16 protein-coding genes are annotated in these 22,899 nt (G+C 60.0%); 7 read left to right on the top strand and 9 right to left on the bottom strand.

Annotated elements, in window-relative coordinates; translation table 11 throughout:
- The 6 genes from ALFI_RS10220 (at window position 1) to ALFI_RS10195 (ending at window position 11,178) form a co-directional block, all read left to right on the top strand.
- The gene (locus tag ALFI_RS10220; RefSeq protein ID WP_244264963.1) at window positions 1-1,050 is read left to right on the top strand and encodes a LacI family DNA-binding transcriptional regulator; all 1,050 of its coding nucleotides are present in this window, start codon (window positions 1-3) and stop codon (window positions 1,048-1,050) included.
- A 266-nt stretch (window positions 1,051-1,316) separates the two neighbouring features.
- Window positions 1,317-2,753, top strand: coding sequence for an Ig-like domain-containing protein (locus ALFI_RS10215; protein WP_014775745.1), 1,437 nt, complete (start codon window positions 1,317-1,319; stop codon window positions 2,751-2,753).
- Between the two features lie 100 nt (window positions 2,754-2,853).
- Window positions 2,854-5,973 carry a SusC/RagA family TonB-linked outer membrane protein gene (locus ALFI_RS10210; RefSeq protein WP_014775744.1) on the top strand — a complete coding sequence of 1,040 codons (3,120 nt, stop codon included), beginning with the start codon at window positions 2,854-2,856 and terminating at the stop codon, window positions 5,971-5,973.
- Between the two features lie 15 nt (window positions 5,974-5,988).
- Complete coding sequence (locus ALFI_RS10205; RefSeq protein WP_155835654.1) at window positions 5,989-7,680, top strand: RagB/SusD family nutrient uptake outer membrane protein; 1,692 nt, start codon at window positions 5,989-5,991, stop codon at window positions 7,678-7,680.
- 40 nt (window positions 7,681-7,720) lie between these two features.
- Window positions 7,721-9,388 (top strand): right-handed parallel beta-helix repeat-containing protein, encoded by a 1,668-nt coding sequence (locus tag ALFI_RS10200; RefSeq protein ID WP_014775742.1) that lies wholly within the window; start codon window positions 7,721-7,723, stop codon window positions 9,386-9,388.
- 8 nt (window positions 9,389-9,396) lie between these two features.
- Window positions 9,397-11,178, top strand: coding sequence for a right-handed parallel beta-helix repeat-containing protein (locus tag ALFI_RS10195; protein ID WP_014775741.1), 1,782 nt, complete (start codon window positions 9,397-9,399; stop codon window positions 11,176-11,178).
- A 117-nt stretch (window positions 11,179-11,295) separates the two neighbouring features.
- Here the strand turns inward: ALFI_RS10195 and thyA are convergent, their stop codons facing one another.
- From thyA to ALFI_RS10175, 4 genes are all read right to left on the bottom strand, one after another.
- Window positions 11,296-12,195: a thymidylate synthase gene (gene thyA / locus ALFI_RS10190; protein ID WP_009596467.1), complete on the bottom strand. Its 900-nt coding sequence runs from the start codon at window positions 12,193-12,195 to the stop codon at window positions 11,296-11,298.
- A gap of 81 nt (window positions 12,196-12,276) precedes the next feature.
- The gene (locus ALFI_RS10185; RefSeq protein WP_014775740.1) at window positions 12,277-13,086 is read right to left on the bottom strand and encodes a UDP-2,3-diacylglucosamine diphosphatase; all 810 of its coding nucleotides are present in this window, start codon (window positions 13,084-13,086) and stop codon (window positions 12,277-12,279) included.
- A 53-nt stretch (window positions 13,087-13,139) separates the two neighbouring features.
- Window positions 13,140-14,282 (bottom strand): TlpA disulfide reductase family protein, encoded by a 1,143-nt coding sequence (locus ALFI_RS10180; RefSeq protein WP_014775739.1) that lies wholly within the window; start codon window positions 14,280-14,282, stop codon window positions 13,140-13,142.
- 63 nt (window positions 14,283-14,345) lie between these two features.
- A complete protein-coding gene (locus ALFI_RS10175; RefSeq protein ID WP_014775738.1) occupies window positions 14,346-15,032 on the bottom strand; it encodes a DUF4290 domain-containing protein in 687 nt (228 codons plus the stop codon).
- 193 nt (window positions 15,033-15,225) lie between these two features.
- On the opposite strand from ALFI_RS10175, the gene ALFI_RS10170 reads away from it, so the two are divergent.
- Window positions 15,226-16,365, top strand: coding sequence for a sigma-54-dependent transcriptional regulator (locus tag ALFI_RS10170; protein ID WP_014775737.1), 1,140 nt, complete (start codon window positions 15,226-15,228; stop codon window positions 16,363-16,365).
- A 58-nt stretch (window positions 16,366-16,423) separates the two neighbouring features.
- Here ALFI_RS10170 and ALFI_RS10165 read toward each other — a convergent pair whose 3' ends face one another.
- The 5 genes from ALFI_RS10165 to ALFI_RS10145 form a co-directional block, all read right to left on the bottom strand.
- Window positions 16,424-17,092 (bottom strand): HAD family hydrolase, encoded by a 669-nt coding sequence (locus ALFI_RS10165; RefSeq protein ID WP_009596523.1) that lies wholly within the window; start codon window positions 17,090-17,092, stop codon window positions 16,424-16,426.
- Window positions 17,089-18,549, bottom strand: a complete 1,461-nt coding sequence (locus tag ALFI_RS10160; protein WP_014775736.1) for a Na+/H+ antiporter NhaC family protein — start codon at window positions 18,547-18,549, stop codon at window positions 17,089-17,091. Before ALFI_RS10160 ends, ALFI_RS10165 begins: the two co-directional genes overlap by 4 nt.
- Before the next feature lie 63 nt (window positions 18,550-18,612).
- The gene (locus tag ALFI_RS10155; protein WP_014775735.1) at window positions 18,613-19,710 is read right to left on the bottom strand and encodes an SGNH/GDSL hydrolase family protein; all 1,098 of its coding nucleotides are present in this window, start codon (window positions 19,708-19,710) and stop codon (window positions 18,613-18,615) included.
- Window positions 19,707-21,026 carry an alpha amylase family protein gene (locus tag ALFI_RS10150; protein WP_014775734.1) on the bottom strand — a complete coding sequence of 440 codons (1,320 nt, stop codon included), beginning with the start codon at window positions 21,024-21,026 and terminating at the stop codon, window positions 19,707-19,709. Before ALFI_RS10150 ends, ALFI_RS10155 begins: the two co-directional genes overlap by 4 nt.
- A 13-nt stretch (window positions 21,027-21,039) precedes the next feature.
- Window positions 21,040-22,899, bottom strand: a complete 1,860-nt coding sequence (locus tag ALFI_RS10145) for an FAD-dependent oxidoreductase (RefSeq protein ID WP_014775733.1) — start codon at window positions 22,897-22,899, stop codon at window positions 21,040-21,042.

Genomic DNA, 22,899 nt, shown 5'->3' with positions numbered 1-22,899 from the left:
GTGAAAAAGCTGGAAATGATAAAACATGCCACGATAAAGGATCTCGCCCAAGCTCTGGGCATATCCAAATCCACTGTTTCACGCGCTTTGGCCGATCACTCCGACGTCAAGCCGGAGACCAAACGGCTGGTGCTCGAAATGGCCGAAAAGATGAACTACCGGCCTAATCCGTACGCCCAGAACCTGATACGCAGACGCTCGAAGGTCATCGGCGTCGTCGTACCCGAATTCGTCAATTCGTTTTTCCCGCGCATCATCATCCAGATACAGAAGGTCTTCGAGAAGGAGGGATTCAACGTCCTGATCACCCAGTCGGGCGAATCCGCAGAGATCGAGCTCAAGAATCTGCATCTGCTGGAAAACAGCATGGTGGAGGGCATCATCCTTTCCGTCACCGAAAAGGGCCGCAACGACGAATATTACCGGAGACTGATCGACAACGGAATCCCGATCGTCTTCTTCAACCGTCCGAGCAACGAGGTCGAAGCCAGCAAAGTGGTCATCGACGATTTCCGGATGGCGTTCTTCGCCGTGGAGCACGTTCTCTACGCCAACGGGACAAAGCGCACCCGGCCGCTGCACCTGATGGGACCGAAAGGGATTTTCAACTCGGCCACACGCCACCAAGGTTACAAGCAGGCGCTCAGCAAACACGGCATCGCCCCCGCGCCCGATACCTTCGTCCAATGCAGGGACATCTCCCGCGAATGCGGCTTCGAGACCATGAACGCGATACTCGACGGCGACCGCATTCCCGACGCGGTGTTCTGTTTCAACGACCAACTCGCCATCGGGGCGCTCAAGGCGATCAAAAAACGGGGTTACCGCATTCCGGAACAGATCGCCGTGATGGGCTTCTCGGAGTCGCAGTCGGCCCTGCTGACCGAACCGCAGCTGAGTTCCGTGGCCCAGCCCCTCGACCTGATCGGCGAAACGGCGGCCAACCTGCTGCTGGAAAAGATCAAGAATCCCGACGCTCCGGACCGCACGGTGGTACTCGATGCACGGATCAACATCCGCGAATCCACCGACGTAAGGCCGCAGCAATAGCGGCACGCACATTCGGCGAAGCGGGAGAAGCATCCCCAGAATAGCAGAATCAGCCTCAATTCCGTCCTGAAAAAGTTTTTTCAGGGCGGTTTTCTTCCTTTTTGGGACTTTTTCGGGAACGCTCCCGGCCAATCAAACCGTTCCCGAAACCGTTCCCGCTAATTTATTTCACGACACGGGGGCCAAAAAATATTCATCCTGATAATTTTGCTTACAGGATCAGGCGATTTATCCGCCGCATGCAACCAACAAACAAACCCTAAAATATGAAAAAACTTCTTTACGCTTTTCTGATCGCCGCCGTCGCTGCCGTCCACTCCGGCTGCAAAGACGACGAGGAGACATTCGTCCATGTCGAGAAAGTAAGCATCGACGTTCGGGAACTGCACCTCAACCCCGGCAAGACGTACCAGCTTTCGGTCACGATCGAACCGGCGGACGCCACCAACCGGAGAATCGCTTGGTACAGCTCCAATACCAACGTGGCCACCGTCGACAAGAGCGGTCTGGTCACGGCGCTGGCTTTCGGCGAAGTGACGCTCACGGCCGAAGCCAACGACATGCACGTCAACGACGCGATCCGTCTCACGATCGACGACGTGGACAACAGCATTCCCATCGAAAGCCTGACGCTCGACGCCACGTCCAAGACATTCGACTTCGCGGCCGATCCGGGTGTCGGAGCCTTCCGGTTCGCCCCGGCGATCCTGCCGGAGAACGCCACGAACAAAAAGCTCAAGTGGACCTCCGACGATCCGCTCGTCGCCGGAATCGACGACGACGGAGTGCTGGTTCCCGTATCGCACGGCAAAACGACCATCCGCGTCTCGACCACCGACGGCGGAAATAAAACCGCCCGGTGCGAAGTGACCGTGATCGGCGTAAAGGACCGCAACTACGATTCGGCCGACGACTATTACAAGATCATCTATTTCCCCGTGAACATCACCGTCAAGGACGAGAACGGGCAGGATACGGAACAGACATGGCTCGACCGCAATCTCGGCGCAAAGGGCATCGCCGCCGCATCCAACGACCACACGGCCTTCGGATCGCTCTTCCAGTGGTCGCGCAAAGCCGACGGACACGAAAAGACCAAATGGACATCGGCCACGGCAGGTTCGTTCGTCAACGCCCTCGCACCGCTGAACACCCCCACCGCCGACCGCCGGGAGTCGGGCCGGGAAGGTTTCATGCCGACCAACAAGGAACCCCACGACTGGGCGCGCGACGACACGTCGAACCGGGACGGACTCTGGGGCGGCCGCTTCGAGGACAAGACGTATGCGGCGCCGCTCGATGCCGCCACGCAGGACAACAACCCCTGCCCTCCGGGCTACCGCGTACCGACGGTGAACGAATTCATCGAGATGGCCAAAGCCGTCACCGGACTCGAAACGATGGTCTACGGCGACACCTCCTACAAGGTGACCGATCTGGCCGCCGTATTCGCCCGAAGCCCGCTCAAGATGCCGTGGGCAGGACAGGCCGTCGTCGGAGGAACCGTATCGGGAGGCCGCGGCGTCTACTGGACGAACATGCCCATCATCGCCGGCGCAGGCAACATCTTCACCAATGCGGCGCGTTTCATCATGCTCAACGGCACCAGCGTATACCTGAACAACTACCAGCGCACCAACGCCTACTCGGTGCGGTGCATCCGCCACACTCCGCTCGACAAGGCGTCCGCCGAAATGAGATAATTCCGTGTCCGGCATCTCCCGGAGCCGTCCCGGACACGGGCGGCTCCGGGGCTACGGACCCACGACATACCATCCAGTAAAAACCAACCCGAATATAACCATGAAGAAAAGTGTACTACTTTTACTATTATCGGCCCTGTTTACGTGCGGCAGCGTCTATGCCCAGCTTCGAGTAACGGGCACCGTGCTGGACGCCGCGACCGGCGAACCGATGGCCGGCGCGAGCGTGATCGAGCAGGGAACCACCAGCGGAACCACGACCGACACCCAAGGCCGCTTCGCCATAAGCGTCAAAAACCACCAGTCCGTCCTGACCTTCTCGTTTATCGGCATGGCACCGCAGAACATCATGGTCGGCAGCAACACCGATCTGCGGGTCGAACTGCAGCAGGATGTGACCCAGATCGAGAACGTCGTCGTGCAGATCGGCTACGGCGACGCCCAGAAGAAAAACGTCGCCGGCTCGCTGGGCGTGCTGAGCACGTCCGAGATCACCAAATCGAAGGGCACGAGCTTTATGGATGCGCTCCAAGGCCGCATGGCAGGCGTGCAGGTCAGCTCCAGTTCGGGCGAACCCGGTGCGGGCATCGACATTACGATCCGCGGCGGCAACTCGATCAACGCAGGAACGCAGCCGCTGTATATCATCGACGACGTGCAGATCGACGTCAACGCCGACGAAGTAGCCACGAGCAGCTACACTTCGGCCAACGTGCGCTACAATCCGCTGGCGGGCATCAACCCGTCGGACATCGAGTCGATCACCGTCCTCAAGGATGCGTCGGCGACGGCCATTTACGGATCGCGCGGAGCCAACGGCGTCGTGATCATCACGACCAAAAGCGGGCGCGGCGAAAAGGCCTCCGTCGATTTCGACATGAGCGTCGGTCTGGCCCGGATGTCGAATACGATCGACGTGCTTCAGGGACAGGAGTTCGCGGACTACCGTTTCGCCAAGTTCCCGACCAGCGATGCGTGGGGTATCGACACCAACGGCGACGGTCTGCCCGACCGGGTGAGGGACTTCTCCGACTACCGCAGCCGCAACTGGCAGGAGGAGGTCATGCGCACGGGCATCATCCAGAGCTACAACATCGGCGTCGCTTCAGGCGGCAGCGCGAAGACCAAGGTGGCCGCTTCGGCAGGCTACCTCAATCAGGAGGGCATCGTCAAGAAGAACCAGATGGAACGTTTCACGGGTCGCATCCGTTTCGACAGCGACCTCAGCAAGCGGTTCACCATCGGCGGCACGATCAACTTCTCCCACATCGTGACCAAGGGAGCCGTCACCAATGCGGGCGCCAACTCGTACAACGGACTGGTGCAGAGCTTCGTCCTCTACAAGCCGATCTTCCTGAGCGAGGACGATGACGAAGCGTCCAACCCCGAAAACTACAATCTGACCAACCCCATCACCTTCATCAACGACTCCTACAAGGCTTCCACCCAGAACCGTACGATCGGAGACCTCTACCTCAAATACAAGATCCTCAAGAACCTGACGCTGCGTATCAGCGGCGGCGGCACGATCCTGAATTCGAAGACCGAGGAGTGGTATCCCTCGACGACATCGTGGGGGTACTCCAAGAACGGCATGGCCGTCGTCGCGGAGAGCGGCGCCGAATCGTGGCAGACCTCCAACACGCTGACCTACGCCATCTCGCGCGGCAAGCACTATCTCAACGCCGTACTGGGATTCGAACTGCGCGGCTACACCGCCACGCGTCTCAGCACCCGCGCCGAAGGATTCGAAAACCAGAGCTTCAACGGGGCGTTCGACATCGGTCAGGGTTCCGTATTCCCCGAAAACGTACAGACCAACCGCGAACGCAACACCTCCGAATCGGAATTCCTGCGCCTGAATTACACCCTTGCCGAAAAGTATATCTTCACGGCTTCGATCCGCCGCGACGGTTCGTCCAAATTCGGCAAGAACAACAAGTACGGCTACTTCCCCTCGGCCGCCTTCGCATGGAGCATCGGCAAGGAGGAGTTCATGAAGCAGCAGAAGATTTTCAGCGACATGAAACTGCGGCTCAGCTACGGCGTGACGGGTAACGACCGCATTCCGGCCTATCAGTCGCTGAGCCGTACCGACAAGACCTACTATTCGGGCGACAACAACTCCGTGCAGCTGGGCCTGTCGCCTTCGGAGATATCGAATCCCGACCTCAAGTGGGAGACGACCTACCAGCTCAACGGAGGTCTGGACATCAGCATGTTCCGCAACCGTCTGAGCATCGAGGCCGACGTTTACTACAAAAAGACCAAGGACATGCTCCTGCATGCCGACGTTCCCAGCCAGATCGGCTCCTACCGTCAGTGGCAGAACATCGGGCAGGTGGACAACAAGGGTTTCGAACTTACGATCAACACGGTCAATATCCAGAAACGCAACTTCACATGGTCTACGAGCCTGAACTTCAACCTCAACCGCAACAAGGTCGTATCGCTGGGCGACGTCAGCTCGATCCCGGTCAAGGTCGCCGGCGGACACATCACCGAAGTAGGCCGCGTCATGGTGGGACACCCGATCGGTTCGGGCTGGGGATACGTCTTCGACGGCATTTACCAGCAATCCGACTTCGACGAGCAGGGCAACCTGAAAGAGGGCGTGCCGTCGTTCGCGGGAATCACCGTGAAGCCGGGCGACATGAAGTTCAAGGACATCGCGGGCAACGACAACGTCATCGACCCGAACAACGACAAAACGGTCATTGCGAACAGCGACCCGAAGCACTTCGGCGGCATGACCAACAGCTTTACGTTCAAGAATTTCGACCTCAGCTTCATGTTCCAGTGGTCCTACGGCAACGACATCATCAACATCGGCCGCTACCGCTACGAGGGTTTCGTGGGCTACAACAACGTCTCGACGGACTACTGGCGCAACCGCTGGACGGAGGAGCGTCCGGGCAACAGGTATCCGTCGCTCAACGGCGAGGGCAAGACCGAAATGTCGAGCTACTACGTCGAGGACGGCTCCTACCTCCGCCTGAAAAACCTGACGGTGGGCTATACGCTGCCCACGCACATCACGCGCAAAATAGGACTCTCCCACCTGCGGGTCTACGTCACGGCCGAAAACCTCTTCACCTGCACGGGCTATTCGGGCTATGACCCGGAAGTATCGTTCTGGAACCGCCTGATTCCCGGACTGGACTACACCAACTACCCGCGCGCACGGTCCGTATTCTTCGGAGTTTCAATCAAATACTAAAACAGCGATATGAATATGAAAACGTTCTATTCGAAAGCACTAAAATACACGGCTGCGCTCCTGCTCTGCACGGCGACGGCGGGCTGCACCAGTTTCCTCGACGAGAAGACCTATTCGTTCGTTTCGGGCGACGACCTCTACACCACCGCCGCGAATGCGGAGCTGGCCCTCACGGGCGTATACGACATACTCAACGCAGGTGCGATTCAGGGAACCGGCAACCAGCCCCTCTGGGGACGCGGCATGCACTACCTGATGATGCTCGGCGACGAGATCGCCCCCAACGGCATCAGCGACCCGCACCATCAGATCATCGCCAGCTGCGGTTACAACGAAGAGGCCGATTTCGTCTCGATGGCATGGTTCGGACTCTTCGTCGGCATCGACCGGGCCAACCACATCATCCAGAAAGTGCCGGCCATCGACATGGATCCCAAACGCCGCGACGAGATCGTCAACGAAGCGAAGCTGCTGCGCGGCCTTTACCGGCTCTATCAGGCGTGGCTCTGGGGCGAAGTGCCCCTGCCCAATACGCCCAACTCGTCGGCCGAGGCTCCGCGCGAACCGCTCGACAAGGTTTACGCCTGCATCGAGGAAGACCTCGACAAAGCCTACAAGGAGCTTCCCGACCGCAATTCGAACGTAAACGGCCGCGTCAACAAATGGACCGCGGGCGGCTATCTGCTCAAGATGTATACCTATCTGGCCTCCTGCAAGGAGAACCGCGTAGGGCAGGAACTCGGCTCGCCGACCAACAGTTTCGACTGGGTCGATGCCGAAGCGTGCTGGCAGAAAGCCGCGGCCATCGCCGAAGATATTTACGCACACAGCGGCTACAAGCTCATCAAGCCCTACCACTACAACTTTCTGGCCGACACCAAAAGCAGTCAGAAAGAGGAGTGCATGATGGTCGTACAGACCGGAGCGGGCGGCTCGAACGAATATTTCCTCTTCGCCTACTGGGCCGGGCCGCAGGGCAACGTCGGTACCAACGGAGGCGGTTACGGCTGGATACGCCCGACGGGCGAGCTGTCGGACAAATACGTGACCGAGGACAGCCGCATGGGCTGGAACCTCTGCGGCAGTCTGGGCAACAACGTCACCGACTACACGACGATCAACGGAGCCAAATATTTCAGTCCCGTGGCGCTTTACGCATCGGGCGCCAACCTCTGCCACGGCAAATTCCGCCAATCGGACCCCGCGGCCAGAACGTCGCAGGGCATTCCGACGTGGGCAAGCAACATCGACTTCCCGATGCTCCGCTTCGCCGACATCGTTCTGCTGTACGCCGAAGCGCTTTACAAGACGGGCGACGAATCCCTTGCGCGCGAACTGGTCGAGGAGGTGCGCGAACGCGCCTGCACCGATACGGACGGCAAACTGGACGAATCGGCGCTCAACGCCATGAATTCGGCCTACTACAAGACCGACTTCATGGAAGAGCTGCTCGACGAACGTTCGCGCGAACTCTGCGTCGAGGGGTGGCGACGCATCGACCTGATCCGCACGGGCAAAATGACGGAGGTCATCGGCAACATGAAAACCGTCAACGACGCCGGCAACAAATACTACTACTTCGCCCCGCAGATGGAGCCGATCAAGAACAATTACAAACCGTACAAGATCTGGATGCCGGTGCCCAAGCGCGAACGCGAAGTGAACAAAAACCTGAGCCAGAATCCGGGGTACACGCAGACGATCTGACGATTCCTGCGGACGAACTCCGACAACGAACCCTGTTGAGATGAAAAAACTGACTGTTTTCTGTGCCGCCGCATGTCTCGCGGCATCCGCGGCGGCGCAGAATCATCCCGATCTTCACGAGGTCCTCGACCGGCAGAAAGGCCGGAACCTCATCGAAATACCCAAAGGCACCTACACGCTCGACGTGCGCAGCAACGGGCCGTACAAGTTCCACAACCTGACCGACGTCCACATCAACGGCAACGGATCGACGGTCATCTGCAACAATCAGGAGCAGGCGTTCAGCTTTTACAACTGCGTGCGGGTGGAGCTGCGCGACCTGACCATCGACTACGATCCGCTCTGCTTTACGCAGGGCGAGATTACGGCCGTAGCCGAAGACGGAAGCTGGTTCGACGTCCGGATCGACGAGGGGTATCCCGTAACCGGTCTGGCCGCCAACCGCGTGCAGTTCTACGATCCGCAGACACGCCTGCTCAAGCGCAACAGCATCACCACCTACACGAGCAACTACTCCGCACTCAAACAGCTCGGTCACAACCTCTTCCGGGCCGTCAAGAACGGAACGTGGAGCGCAGGCGAGCAGGTCGGGGATCTGGTGGTCATGGACGTCAAGACCGACAAGCCGAACGCCGGCGTCCATACCGTCATGCTCAACAAGTGCTACAACACCAAACTCGAAAACGTCACGGTATACGGGTCCAACACCTTCTCGTTTTTCGAGAAGGAGGGCTACGCCAACGAGTACAGAAACTGCGTCGTAGACCGAGGCCCCATGCCGCAGGGCATCAGGCCCCGCCTGCGTTCGGGCAACGCCGACGGCATCCACAGCAGTCAGGCACGGAAAGGCCCGACCGTCACGGGGTGCAAGGTAGGCCACAACGGCGACGACTGCATCATCGTCTGCGGACGCTCGTTCCCGGTCGGATCGGCCGACGCCGCGAAGGGTACGATCGACTTGGTGACGCGCGAAACCCACCCCGTATTCCGGCGCGGCGACAGACTGGTCGTGGTCGGTTACGACGGGAAACGCAAAGGCGAACTCCGGCTGGTTTCAGTCAGCCGCTTCGACCCGACCGAAGAGCAGCGCAACGCCGTGACGACGGGTTATCCCTCGCTGCTGTCAAAAGCCTCCTACAAGCTCGGATTCCGGCTCAAGGTGAAGCAGATGCCGTTCGAAATCGGCCCCGGCGACGTGGTTTTCAACGCCGACGCCGTCGGCAGCGGATTCCTCGTCAAAGACAACGAAGTGGGTCACGTACGCTCGCGCGGAATCCTGATCAAGGGCATCGACGGAGTGGTGGCGTCGAACAGGATAACCGGATGCGCCATGCAGGGAATCCTCATGTCGCCCGAAATCGAATGGATGGGAGGCGGCTTCTCCTCGAACGTGCAGATCGTCGGCAATACGATCGAGGAGTGCATGTTCGAACGCGGCAATCCGCGCATACCTCCCGGAGCGCTGTCGCTCTTCTACATCACGGGCGACGCGAAGGTCGCGGAACCGGGCGCATTCATAAACATCACCGTCCAGAAGAACAAGGTGACCGGCTGCCCCTGCCCGGCAATCGCAGTCACGTCGGTGGACGGACTGAAAATGTCGGACAACGAGGTCGAAAACTCAAAAGAGGTGACGCGCAGCCACGGAGAACGGTACGGCGCCGACACGGGTGCGCCGGTCTGGGAAAAGAACAACATAAAGAAATAGCCATGCGCATGAAACCACGCTTGGGAACGGTCATACTCCTCGTGAGTATGGTCTGCGGTACGGCATCCGCCCGAACCGGAGTAATCGATATCGCGGACTACAAAGGCAGGTACGACACGCAGGACATGACTCCGTTCGTCTACACCCTGCTCGAAAGCATCCCGGCAGACAAGCCGGTAAAACTGGTATTTCCCGAAGGCACCTACCATTTCCGGCCGGAATTCGCCGCCGGAAAATACCACTGCATCACCAACCACGACAACGGATACCGCCATTTCGCATTCCCGCTGACGGGACGGCGGAACATCGAGATCGACGGCGGCGGCTCGGAATTCATTTTCCACGGCCGGATCATCCCGTTTCTGATCGAGGATTCGCACGGCGTGACGCTGCGCAATTTCACCGTAGACTGGGAGGTTCCCTTCACGCTGGAGGCGAAGGTGACGACCGCGGATGCGGAGACGCAGCGTGTCGAGATCGAGATTCCGGACGAGTTCGGCCATGCGGTCGAAAACGGCAAGCTCATCATGCGGGCAGAAGGCTGGGAAGAGCGTATTCCGGGCGAGAACATCGTTTTCGATCCCCGCACCATGGCCACCGCCTACCGCAGCGACGATTACTACATCCCCAAGCCGGACAACTTCGACATACGGGTTACGCCGACGGCTCCCGGCCGCTATGAACTCCACACCCGGTTCGTGCGCGCCCTGCCGCCCGTCGGAACGATCCTGACGTTCAAAGGCGTCTTTACCCAGAACCGGCATTCGCCCGCCATCCACGCGACTGCGTCGTCCGGCGTTCTGGTCGAGGATGTCACCATCCACCACTGCGGCGGCATGGGGCTGATCGCCGAAAAGGCCGACAACGTAACCGTCCGCAGGCTGCAGGTGGTCCTGCGGAAGGGAAGCCCCCGGATGATAACGACCACGGCGGACGCCACCCACTTCTGCAACTGCCGGGGAACCGTCCTGATCGAAGAGTGCGTTTTCGAGAACATGCTCGACGATGCGACCAACGTACACGGCTCCTACGTCCGCGTGACCGGCATCACGGCGCCCGATCAGGTCATCGCCCGCATCAACCACCCCCAGCAGGCCGGGTATGAGTTTGCCGGAAAGGGCGACGAAATCGACGTCGTGGACGCGGAGACCCTGCTTGCGAAACACACCCTGCGGGTGAAAAAATCGGAACGCATCAACGCCCATTACATCCGGCTGACGTTCACCGCTCCCGTCGAAGGCCGACTCACGGTCGGCGACGGGCTGGAAAACATGTCGTGGTACCCGGAACTGATCTTCCGGAACAACGTCGTGCGCAACAACCGGGCGAGAAGCATTCTGGTCAGCACGCCCCGGAAAGTCGTCGTCGAGGGCAACACCTTCTCGTCCATGATGTCCGCCATTCTGTTCGAGGGGGACATGGACCACTGGTACGAATCGGGAGCCGTGCGCGACGTGACGATCCGCAACAACAGGTTTCTCGACGGCACATACGGCGGCGCCGATTTCCCGACGATCTTCATCAACCCGCACCAGAAAAAAGAGGTTCCGGGCCATCCCTACGAACGCAACATCACCATCGAAGGCAATCTGTTCCGGACCTTCAACGAGCAGCTGCTCCGGGCGAAATCCGTCGGAGGACTGATTTTCAGAGACAACACCATCGAATTATCGGAGAAGTACAAGCCTTACAACGACCTCCCGACGATCGACATCCGCAGCTCGCAGCAGGTCGTCATCAAAAACAACCGCTACAAGAAGCCGGGGAAAATCAGCATCGTCCGGAAATAACGGTCAGCGAAACAGTCAGCGAAAACAGGCGTCCCTGCAAAGGGGACGCCTGTTGTTTTTCGGTTCCGGCGGATCAGCGCGAAAGTGATTCGCCGCCCCTGCCGGGAGCGAAACGATTCAGAACGACATCGGCGCCTTGATCGCCGGCCACGGATCGTAGCCTTCGAGCGTGAAATCCCCGTAGCGGAAGTCGAAGAGCGACTTTACGGCAGGATTGAGCCGCATTACGGGCAGCGGACGGGGTTCGCGCGCAAGCTGTTCGTCCACCTGCTCCAGATGGTTCAGATAGAGGTGCGTGTCGCCGAGCGTATGGACGAATTCGCCGGGCTGCAGGCCGCAGACCTGCGCCGTCATCAACGTCAGCAGGGCATAGGAGGCGATATTGAACGGCACGCCCAGAAACGTATCGGCACTGCGCTGGTAAAGCTGGCACGAGAGTTTTCCTTCGGCCACGTAGAACTGGAACAGCACATGGCACGGCGGCAGGGCCATATCCTCCACCTCGGCGACGTTCCATGCGGAGACGAGAATGCGCCGCGATTCGGGATTGCTCCTGATAAGCCCGACCGCCTGCGCGATCTGATCGACGACGGTGCCGTCGGGCTTGGGCCAGCTGCGCCACTGATAGCCGTAAACGTGGTTCAGATCGCCGAATTTATACCCTTCGACCGGCGATTCGACTCCCTCCTGCGCCGCCCGCAGAAACGTGTCGCGGTCGACAGGCAGCACGCCGTGGCGCACGCAAAGCTCGTTGTAATAGCGGAATGCATCGTTATCCCAGATATGCACCCCGTTGTCCACGAGGTATTTTATATTGGTATCGCCGGCCAAGAACCAGAGCAGTTCGTGGATCACGCCCTTCAGAAATACTTTTTTGGTCGTCAGCAGGGGAAAGCCCTCCGCCAGATCGAAGCGCATCTGATGTCCGAAGACGCCTTTGGTACCGGTGCCGGTACGGTCGCCGCGCACGACGCCTTCGGTCTTGATCCTGCGCAGCAGATCGAGGTATTGTTTCATCGTTCTTCTTTAATAGACATTTTTTCCGCTCAAATAGACATTTCTTCCGCGCGGAGCAGCGGGCCGCCCCGCGCCCCCGCACTAACGGAACGCTTCGAGCCTTCTCAGCGTCAGTTCGCCCGACGCGTCCAAAACGGCATAAGAGGGATACTGTTCCCAGCAGCCGAGGTTTATCACATGCAGATTCCCTTCGCGGAAGTCGCGCGGGAAGTGCATATGCCCGAAAACGAAATGATCGACATCGTGCATGGCGGCATATTCGCGGGCGTATTGGATCAGCGGCTCGGTAAGCGAGACGTCGAGGGTGTCGGCGGCGTGCGACTTGCGCGACTTGCCGCTCCACCAATGGCCGAAACGCATCGCCCAGTCGGGATGCAGCAGCCACGAAAAGAGCCAGCGCAGCGTCCGCGAACGGAATACGGTGTTGAGCAGTTTGAGCACCGGCTGTCCGTCGATCTTCATGTTGTCGCCGTGGGCGATAAAGAGATGTTTGCCGTTCAGGCAGAACCGCTGCGGCGAAGTGTAGACTTCGACGCCGCATTCGCGGGCGAGGTAGTCGCCGACCCACATATCATGGTTTCCGGTAAAAAAGACGACCCGCACGCCCCGGTCGGTCAGCTCGGCCAGCTTGCCCAGCGTCCGCACGAAGCCCTTCGGCACGACCTCGCGGTATTCGAACCAGAAGTCGAAAAGGTCGCCGACCAGAAATATCGACTCCGCATCCTTCGCCGCATCGTCGAGCCAAGCCACGAAACGGCGTTCGGTTTCCCCGGCGAACGCCTCGCCGCCTGCGCCCAGATGGATGTCGGATGCGAAATAATGGTTCATAAATCGTTCTAAACAATTGACCGAATCCCCGTTGCCGGGGACTCGCACGGCAAAACGCCGCATTTTCCGAGGTTTGTCCGAGCGCAGCCGGAAAGCATCCGGGATTCGGACACGCCCTATTTCGTCAGTTCGTCGAGCTTCCGCTCAAGACTCTTGCCGTAAATATCCTTGGCCACGATCGTGCCCTCCCGGTCGATCAGGAAATTGGCCGGAAGTTTCTGCACGTTGTAGAGCCGGGGCGCCGTCGAAGCCTGACCGCGCAGATCGCTCACCGAGATCCAAGGCAGCTGCTGCTCCTGCACGGCGGTGATCCAAAGGGGTTTCGACGAATCGACGGCCACCTGATAGACCTCGAACGGCGTCGGAGCGTCGGCGTATTTCTTGTAGACCTCCTTCAGCTCGGCATTGAGCGTATTGCTGTTGCCCAGTTCGGCCGACCAGAAGTCCAGCAGCACGACCTTGCCCGTCAGCGACGAGAGCCGCACCTTCTTGCCGTAAATGTCCGAGAGTTCCAGATCGGGATACCCCGCTTCGGAGATGCGCGACGTCAGGCTGATGCGGGCGTCCATGCGCGTAATCTCGGCCAGCAGCGACTGCAGGTAAGGCGAATCGGGATAGGATTGTTCGAGCGCTTCAGCCACCGTGCGGTAATAAACCACGTCGCTGTCACCGTTGAACAGATAGGTGTCGCCCGGCAACCGCTGGTACAGGGCATAAACCGCCGCCAGCGAAGACTTGTTTTCGATGATGAAGCGCAGCTGTTCGCGGCGGATGCGGTAGTATTCGTCGGTATACTCCTTCACCAGCGCCTTGCGCTCCTCCTCGGAGAGGTTCGTCCGGGCGAACTGGCCGGCGATGTTGTCGAGCCGCTGGGCGCCGCCGACGAAAGCCTGATAGAACTGCCGCAGCAGCTCGGTCTCCTTCGACCCTTCGACCGTATAGTTGCGGATGAAACTGCCCACGGAATTCACGGACAAGCGGTCGCCGCCCGCCAGAAAGAGCGGAATACGTTCGCCGTTGTAAATTATATTGTAAAGCGAAGGCGTCCGGGTCACGCCCTTCAGCTCGAAACGGTAATTACCCTCCTTGTCGAGCACGGCCGAGTCGATGACCGACTGCGACAGGGGAGACACCTGCTCCAAGTAAACATTTTTGGCGTCGTTGCCGACGATGCGGCCTGAAATCTTCACCTTCGACGACTGGCAGGCACACAACAAGACGGCCGCGGTCAGGGAGACGAAAAGCGTTTGTTTGTTCATTAATCTCACGTTTCTGCAGTAAAATGCTCACAAATATAGCAAATTTCCGAAAATACGCACCTCTTATTTCGACGAATTGCGGTGCGGACCGTTGTTTTTCGAAAAATTGCGGTTGTGCTGCTGATTGCGGTTTTTCTGCTGACGCTGCTGATTGCGCTGCTGGGGACCTTTCTGGGGACGTGCCGTAAAGTGCTGTTTATAGTCGCTTCGGAGATTGTTTAAAGCAACTTCATCTATTTCAATAGCACCCCCGGACATGCGTTTGATGTCTTTAACGATCACTTCGTTGTTGGGATGCTCCTGATTGTATTCGTAGCTCTTCGAGCGCATGTACCGGGCCAGATTGTCCACCGTGCGCGACACCTCCCTGCGGTCCTTGTCGCCGGCAAGACTCCGGATCATCCGCTCGACGTATTTGCCGTAGTGCTTGAAGGAGATGCGTCCCTGCGAATAGGCCATGCGACGCGGCGTGATAGTCAGTTCCTGACGGGTCGGCTGCGGATAGGGGGAATCCACATCGAGCTGAAAATCAGACATGATAAAGAGGTGGTCCCACAGCTTATGGGTGAAATCGGCGGTATCGCGCAGCAGCGGGTTGAGATTGCCCATCACGGCGATCACGGCACGGGCCTGACGGTTGCGCTCGCGGCGGTCCTCGATCAGCTGCAGCGAGTCGATCATCTCCTGAATATGCCGTCCGTATTCGGGCAGGTACAACTTGCGTCGTGTGTAATTGTAATTCTTTTTCATATTGTAATTGTGGTCCTCGGCACTGTTGCAAAACGGCCGCCGGAGCGTCCGGCGGGGTTGTCGCGATGGACCGATTCAAGACGTTTTATCCGACTCTCCGCCCTGTTCGGCAAGGCCCCTCAAGATTGGTTTTGCACCGCAGAAAGTCATAACTTTGGGACAAAAGTAGGTAAAATTTCAGTAAAAACAAGCTATGGCAAAGGTTTTAATTCTGGACCAATCAAAAAGTATGCGAAACACGCTCCGCGAGCGTCTCGAATTCGAAGGCTTCTCGACCGAAGCCGCCGAAGATGAGGAGGCTGCATCGACGATGTGCGAGAAAATACCGTTCGACGTCATCCTTTCGGACCGGGGCTGCAAGATTCCCGACGCCGGAATCCCGTTCATCGTTCTTTCGGCGGAAGCGTCGATCGACTCGGCGGTCGAAGCCGTACGCAACGGTGCGCAGGATTACCTCACCAAGCCCATCGACATGAACCGCCTGCTGCAGTCCATACACCGCACCATCGACAACCCGGCGCCCGCACCCGCCTGCGCACCCGCGGCAGCTCCCGCACGCCGCTCGCGCCGTTCGCGCAATATGCATACGGAACAAATCATCGGCACCTCGCCGCAGATGGAACACGTACGCCAGCTGATCGACAAGGTGGCGCCGTGCGAGGCGCGCGTACTGATCACGGGCGAAAACGGCACCGGCAAAGAGCTTGTCGCCCGCTGGCTGCACGCCAAAAGCTCGCGCGCCGCGGCGCCGTTCGTCGAGGTGAACTGCGCGGCCATCCCCTCGGAGCTGATCGAAAGCGAACTCTTCGGACACGAGAAGGGTGCCTTCACCTCGGCGATCAAACAGCGCAAAGGCAAATTCGAGCAGGCCGACGGCGGCACGCTCTTCATGGACGAGATCGGCGACATGTCGCTGGCGGCGCAGGCCAAGGTGCTGCGCGCGCTGCAGGAGAACAAGATCTGCCGCGTGGGCAGCGACAAGGACATCGACGTGGACGTGCGGGTGATCGCCGCCACGAACAAGAACCTGCGCGACGAGATCACGAAGGGCAACTTCCGCGAAGACCTCTACCACCGTATCGGCGTGATCGTGGTGCGCGTTCCGGCGCTGCGCGACCACGCGCAGGACGTCCCGCTGCTGGCCGACCATTTCATCCGCACGATCTGCGCCGAATACGGCATCCCGCCCAAACGCATCGAGAGCAACGCCCTGCGCGAACTGCAGGCGATGCGGTGGAGCGGCAACATCCGCGAACTGCGCAACGTCATAGAGCGGCTCATCATCCTCAGCAAAGAGCGCATCACGCTCGACGACGTGAAGACCTACTGCTGAAAAAGCGACAACCGGCCCTTACGGACCGGTTGTCGCTTTTTCGAACCGAACTGCCCGATTACAGCAGATCGAGGATTTCCGCAGGTTTATCGACGATATGAGCGGCTCCGGATTCGACAAGCTCTTCCCGATCCCGAAATCCCCACGTGACGCCCACCGAGCGTACGCCCGCAGCCGCGGCGGTCTGCATGTCCACGCCCGAATCGCCGACGTAGAGCACCCGCTCCTTCGCCGCGCCCGTCAGCGAGAGAATCTCCTCCACCACGGCCGGATCCGGCTTCAGAGGCACCCCTTCGCGCTGGCCGAAGACCGCGGCGAAAGGAACGTCGGGGAAAAACAGCCGGACGAGTTTCTCGGTGCCCGCCTGAAATTTGTTCGACGCCACGGCGATACGCACGCCGCGCCGCACGAGTCCGGCGACCAGCTCCGGAATCCTGTCGTAAGGCTTGGTGTAGGCGTCGATATGCTCGGTATAGTATTTCACGAAATCGGCGCGCACGGCCGCTACGGTATAGGGCGTGCGAAGCTCTTCGGGCAGCGCGCGCTCCACGAGCCGCATGATGCCGTTGCCGACGAAATGGCAGTACTCCTCGTAGGAGTGCTGCGGAAGGCCGCGCAGGGCCAGAACGGCGTTGCAGGCGACGGCCAGATCGCCGATCGTATCGAGCAGCGTGCCGTCGAGGTCGAAGATGACCAGATCGGTATTTACAGTCGTTTCCATAATCATTGTCTGCGGCCGGCAGAAGATGCGGCCTTTTTGATTTTCCAGCCGAGAGCCGCCACGCACAGCGACATCAGCGGACTGACGATATTGAAGATACAGTAAGGCATGTAGACGAACGTCGAGACGCCCAGCACCGTGGCCTGCGTCATGCCGCACGAGTTCCACGGCACGAGCACCGAACAGACCGTCGCCGAATCCTCGACCGAGCGGCTCAGCAGACGGGATTCCAGCCCCCGTTCGGCATAGAGTTCCCGGAACAGACGGCCCGAAAGGATGATCGAGATATACTGGTCGGCGGTGCAGAGGTTGAAGAAGATTCCGGCCCCGACCGTCGAAGCCACGGCCGAGAAGCTATGACGGACGAATTTCAGGAAAACGGCCGTCAGCGAACCCAGCATGCCGCTGCCGGTCATCACGCCGCCGAAGCACATGGCGCAGATAATGAGCCATACGGTATTGAGCATGCCGGCCATGCCGCGCGTGGCCACCAGCTCGTCGAGCTGCGGGCTTCCGGTCTCCAGCGCCGTAGGCCCGAAACAGCTCATCAGCACGCCTTTGAATCCCGACATGAAGTTCAGCCCTTCGACTCCGGCCACCCTCACCACCAGTTCGGGCTGCGCCAGCAGCATGGCGACGCAGGCGAAGACCGCGGCGCAGAAAAGCGTCACGATGGCCGGAAGTTTCCGCACGATCAGCACGCCCGTCGCCACGGGCACCAGCAGCAGCCACGGCGTAATGCGGAAAGCGCCGCGCAGCGAATCGGCGTAAAGTTCGGCATGCGCGCCGCTGGTATGGCTCAGCGTCAGCCCCGCGACGACGAAGACCGCCAGCGCGACGACGAACGACGGAACGGTCGTGTAAAGCATATAGCGGATATGCGTGAAGATCGGCACGCCGACGGTGGACGAAGCGAGCACCGTCGTATCGGAGAGCAGCGAAATCTTGTCGCCGAAATAGGCCCCCGAAATGATCGCGCCCGCGATCCACCCTTCGGGAAAGCCCATCGCCTGCCCGATGCCCATCAGCGCCACGCCGATCGTGGCGATCGTCGTCCACGAGCTGCCGGTCATCAGCGACACGCCGGCGCAGATGACGCACGAGGCGACGAGAAAAAACGAGGGATGCAAGATTTTCAGCCCGTAATAGATCATCGTCGGCACCACGCCGCTCACCATCCACGATCCGGCGATGGCGCCGATCAGCAGCAGAATGATGATGGCCGACGCCGAGGCGCGTATGTTGTCGATGATCGCATCTTCAAGCACCGACCACTTGCAGCGGTAGATGCCGATCGAGAGCATCACGCAGACCGACGTGGCCGAGAGCAGCGCGATCTGGCTTCCGCCGTTTATCGCATCGCCCCCGAAACAGCGGATGACCACATATAAAAGGAGTGTCAGCACTGCGAGCGGCAGCGCCGACACCCATGCCGAGGGCAATTTGTTCTTGTGAGATTCCATAATTCGCTACTCCGTTCCTAATCGGGGACAAAAGTAGCAAAAAGCCGCGATACGGCCAAACGCCTATTCGACCGGTTTGATCTCCGCCTCCCATCCCGTCAGCGTCGAAACGTAGGGGATCAGCAGCATCGCCATCTTGCGCTGGCCGGCGTAATTGGGATGGGCCGACGATCCGAGCTCGCTTCCGTCGTTGCAGTAGCCGGGCAGGATGGCCGCGAAATGGAGGTTCGGCACGACGGCGGACTGACACAGGTCGCGGATATAGGTGAAGGCCGGTTCGCTGACGCGCGGCGCCACGCAGAGGATCGGCATTTCGTCGCCGTAGGCGCCGCGCAGAGTCTGCAGGATGCGGGTGTAGGCGGCCGCAAACTCATCGCGCGAAGGATGCGGCAGGGTCGAGAAGTCGTTCGATCCCAGATTGATGACGACCAGATCGGGACGGTACGGCGACGCCGCGAAGTCCCACGCCGGTTCCGCCGCCTCGTCGAACGTATTGGCGATGCGGTCGGCCATCGTATTCTGCGAAGTGGTGTTCTTATCGCCGTAATTGCGCGCCGCGCCGCGTCCCGAATGGGCGATCAGCGTATAGTCGGCGCCGAAATAACGGGCGATGATGCAGGCGTACGCCTTGTTGCAGTTCTCGGTCTGGGGTTTGAACGGCTCGTCCTTCGAAAGCCCCTCGGTCCCGTAACCGCAGGTCAGCGAGTTGCCGATAAATTCGATATGCCGTCCGGGCGCGGGCGAGGCTGGCAGCAGACGTCCTCCCCTGTCGAGCAGGAAGGCATGGATCGTCGTACGCCCCTGCTCGCCCTCGGTGCGCTTCTGCATCCGCACGGTATGTTCGCCGCGGCCCAGCTTCTCGGCCAGCACCACGACCGAATCCGTCCCGAACGTCGTAACGACGCCGGCGTCGCGGCCGTCGACGGTCAGGTTGTAGTAGTTCTTTTTCGTATCCGAAACGCGCATGGCCAGCGAACCGCCCGTAAAACGGCACTCGAAGCTGGTTCCGCTCCAGTCGAAACTCACGTCGCCGCCCTTCGTCTGCGTACGTCCGACATAGCGCACTTCGGACGACGCGGCGGGCGCCTCCGTCCGCTTCTGGGCGGAAACGGCGCCGGCGCACAACAGCGCCAGCGCTGCAAAAATCAGCCGTCTGCTCATTGCTTCGCCTCCGCTTCATAGGCGCTGACAGCCCGCTGCAGCGGTCCCCACCAGTCGCGGTTGATGATATGCACGATGTCGAACACCATCAGTCCGTCCGATTCGCGGAGATTCATCTCCACGGCCCGCTTGAACTGGGTCGTATCGCGTTTGTAGTCCTCGACGTACATCCCGCCGAAGAAGGGTCTGCCGCCCAGCAGACGGCGCGAATAGCGGCACCCGCCCTCGACGCTGAGGTGGTCGCCCTTCGACATTTCGCTGTCGGTCTCGTTCTTATGCAGGCCGTTGCTGCGACGGTACTCGTCGATGGTCACGTTCCAGTAATAATTGCCGTTGGTGAAGATGTCCAGCAGTTCGGCATATCCGTAATTCTTATAATCGGGCGTGGCCCATGCGAAATCCTGCGAAGGATCGTACGTATTGCTGGCCCAATTGACGCCCACTTCGAAATAGGAGGGGTACCACGCACCCGTATAAGCGCCGAACTTCAGGCCGGGCTTCACGGCTTTCAGCTCCTCTTTGGTGCGTTTGAAGAAGTCGTAGATCACCGACGCGCGCCACTCGATCCACTGCTTGAAATAAGGGCCGTCGATGCGTTTCCAGCCGCCGTCGCCGTCCTCCTCCCACGTATAGATATCCTCCGGGAACCGCTCCAGCTTTTTCCCGATATAAGCCTCGAATTTCCCGCGCGAGAAATCCGAGAAGTCGGACTGGATATTGTCGTAACGGCCGCGGTCAAGCAGCAGACCGTCGAAATCGTACTTCTGCGCCACCTCCTTGAAAATGGCGATTTCGTGATCCTGAACGGCCGGGAGCGCGGGATTGGCGAACAGCACCTTCTTCTCCGGAATCTCCAGCTGGGGCACCAGTCCCCTGCCGGGGACATAGTTCACGGCCTGCCATTCAGGATGCCCGTCGTAGATCAGTCCGCGACGGAATACGCCATTGCCTTCGGCAAAGGTGTTGAACGAACCGTAAATCTCCAGTCCGGCATCGTGCGCAGCTTCGACGAAAGTACCCACGAAATCGAAATCGGGGCGGACAAACCCTTTCCACTCCCGGACTTGGGGCGCATGCTCGCTGGGATATACCACTTCGCTCGAAGTGCCCTTGACGTCGAGCACCAGCGCCGTCATGCCGGCCTCCCGGCACTTGTTCACATAATAACGGATCGAATCGGGGTAACTGAAACGCACCCAGTTGGCCGAACAGTCGAGCCACATCAGTTTGGGTTTCACCCCCTCGGCGGCACTCCGGCAGCCGGTCGCACCTGCCGCGGCAAAGGCCAGCAGGCATACAGTCAGCAGTTTTTTCATGAAAAATTAAAAGCTATTTTCGTTTGTAGTTCCCGTAAATATCGACTTCGGCCGCATGGAAAGGATCGGCCACCGCGTCGATCAGCAGCGCGCATTCGAGCCGCGTGAGCGGACGCGCCGGATCGTAACCGGACAGCAGTCCGGCGGCGGCACGCTCCGTCCGCGCCGCAACATCCCCGGCCGGCTTGCCGAGCGCTTCTGCCAGCATCGCCGTCAGGAGCGCCCCATCGACCGGCGTTTCCAGAACGGAGGGCCGGACCGACGGATAGACTTCACGCAGCCCTTCGCGCAGTTCGGATTCCGCGATCGTCCGATCGGCGTCGAACCAAGTCTGGTTCTCCCAGCCGACGTTGGCTCCGCGCCCCTTGAGGATTCCGGTCACGCCGATCCGCTGCATCGCCCCGAAGCGCGGATCGTCGGCCGGCAGGTCGAGGTACGGCAGCAGGTAGCCGCCCGCATCGAGCACCGCCTCCTGCACCCTGCGCACCGCGACTTCGGACGGATCGACGCCCGCCGCCGCGGCCAACGCCGCCAAGGCTCCCGTTGCCTGCCCGATCTGCAACACGACGGGTTGCAGGCGCGTGGAGCCGTTGACGAGGTTGGTTACCGACACCGATTTTTCGGCTACGAGCAACCCCGGAAATCCTGCGGGGATCACGATGCCCAGCGGAAAACCGTACGAGGGGATGGGATGGAAATAGAGGTCGGGCAGTTCGTCCCAGCCCGAATAGCGGGTATGGTGCTGATCGACCGGATAATCGCCCACGCCGACCGCCGTACGGTAAAGCGTTCCTGCGTAGGGGTCGGTGATGTCGTTGAGCGTAAAACGCACGGCCCCATGAATGCGCCGCGATTCGCGGTGATAGGGAATGAACGGCAGCCGGTCCTCCGTAGGGAACTCGTCGTCGGCCAATCCCAACGTATTGAATCCCAGCTCATGCTGGAGGAAATAGACGAATGACAGCGTATGATTCTTGGCCCTGCGGACGGCGTCGGCCCGCTCTTCGGGCGTCATGTCGATCATGTCCACGTAGTAATCGTTGCCCTCGATCGGCCAGTTGATCATGTATTTGCCGTCGGGCAGTTTTCCGTAGGTAATCATCATCTCGCGGGACCACATGCGATGCGGTTCCTTCGGAGCGATGCAGAGGTCGTTCACGCAGCAGCAGGCGAAAAGCGACGGATCGTACCCGTCGGGCCGCGGAATCGTGACGTCGCGGCCGTAATCCTTCAGTACGGCGACGTAGGTCAGGTCCTGCACGATGCCGTTGGCTTCGGCCGGGGCGATATCCTCGTGCGTGACGGCCGACGAATCCATGCCGACGTCATAGGGGACGCCCGCCATCCGGGCGACGTCGCCCAGCTCCGTCGCATCGACGAGCACGTCGGCTTCGACCGGCCGGAGCCGGCCGTCACGCCGGACACCCAGCCGCCATACATCCTTCCCGCGTTCGGCCGTCTCGGCCGCCGAACGGTACCACACGGTGAGGTTCGGTTCGCGGGCGACGAGCCGTTTGAAAATACTGTCGCCCACCGAAGGTTCGAACATCACGTTGCTGACCCACCCCGTTATCAAGGCCGAATCGCAGCCGTAATGCCGGGCCAGCTCCGTCCGGAACTCGTCCCAGATGCCGCCGCGCAGGCGGTAATTGCCGTCGGTGGCGCTCACGCCCGCCGAGGTGAGCATGCCGCCGAGCCAGTCGAACTCCTCGACGATCAAGGTTCGCGCCCCCATGCGGGCCGCCTGCAGTCCGGCCGCCGTTCCGCTCGCTCCCCCGCCGACGATCACCACGTCGTAACGCTCGGCGGAACCGCACGCAAACAGCCCCAAGCACGCCAGCAGCTGCAAATATTTCAGTCCGGTAAATCTCAT

The organism is Alistipes finegoldii DSM 17242 (assembly GCF_000265365.1).
GTDB lineage: Bacteria > Bacteroidota > Bacteroidia > Bacteroidales > Rikenellaceae > Alistipes > Alistipes finegoldii.
The sequence above is the reverse complement of the archived record's forward strand: the minus strand, read 5'-3'. Positions and strand labels throughout refer to the sequence as shown.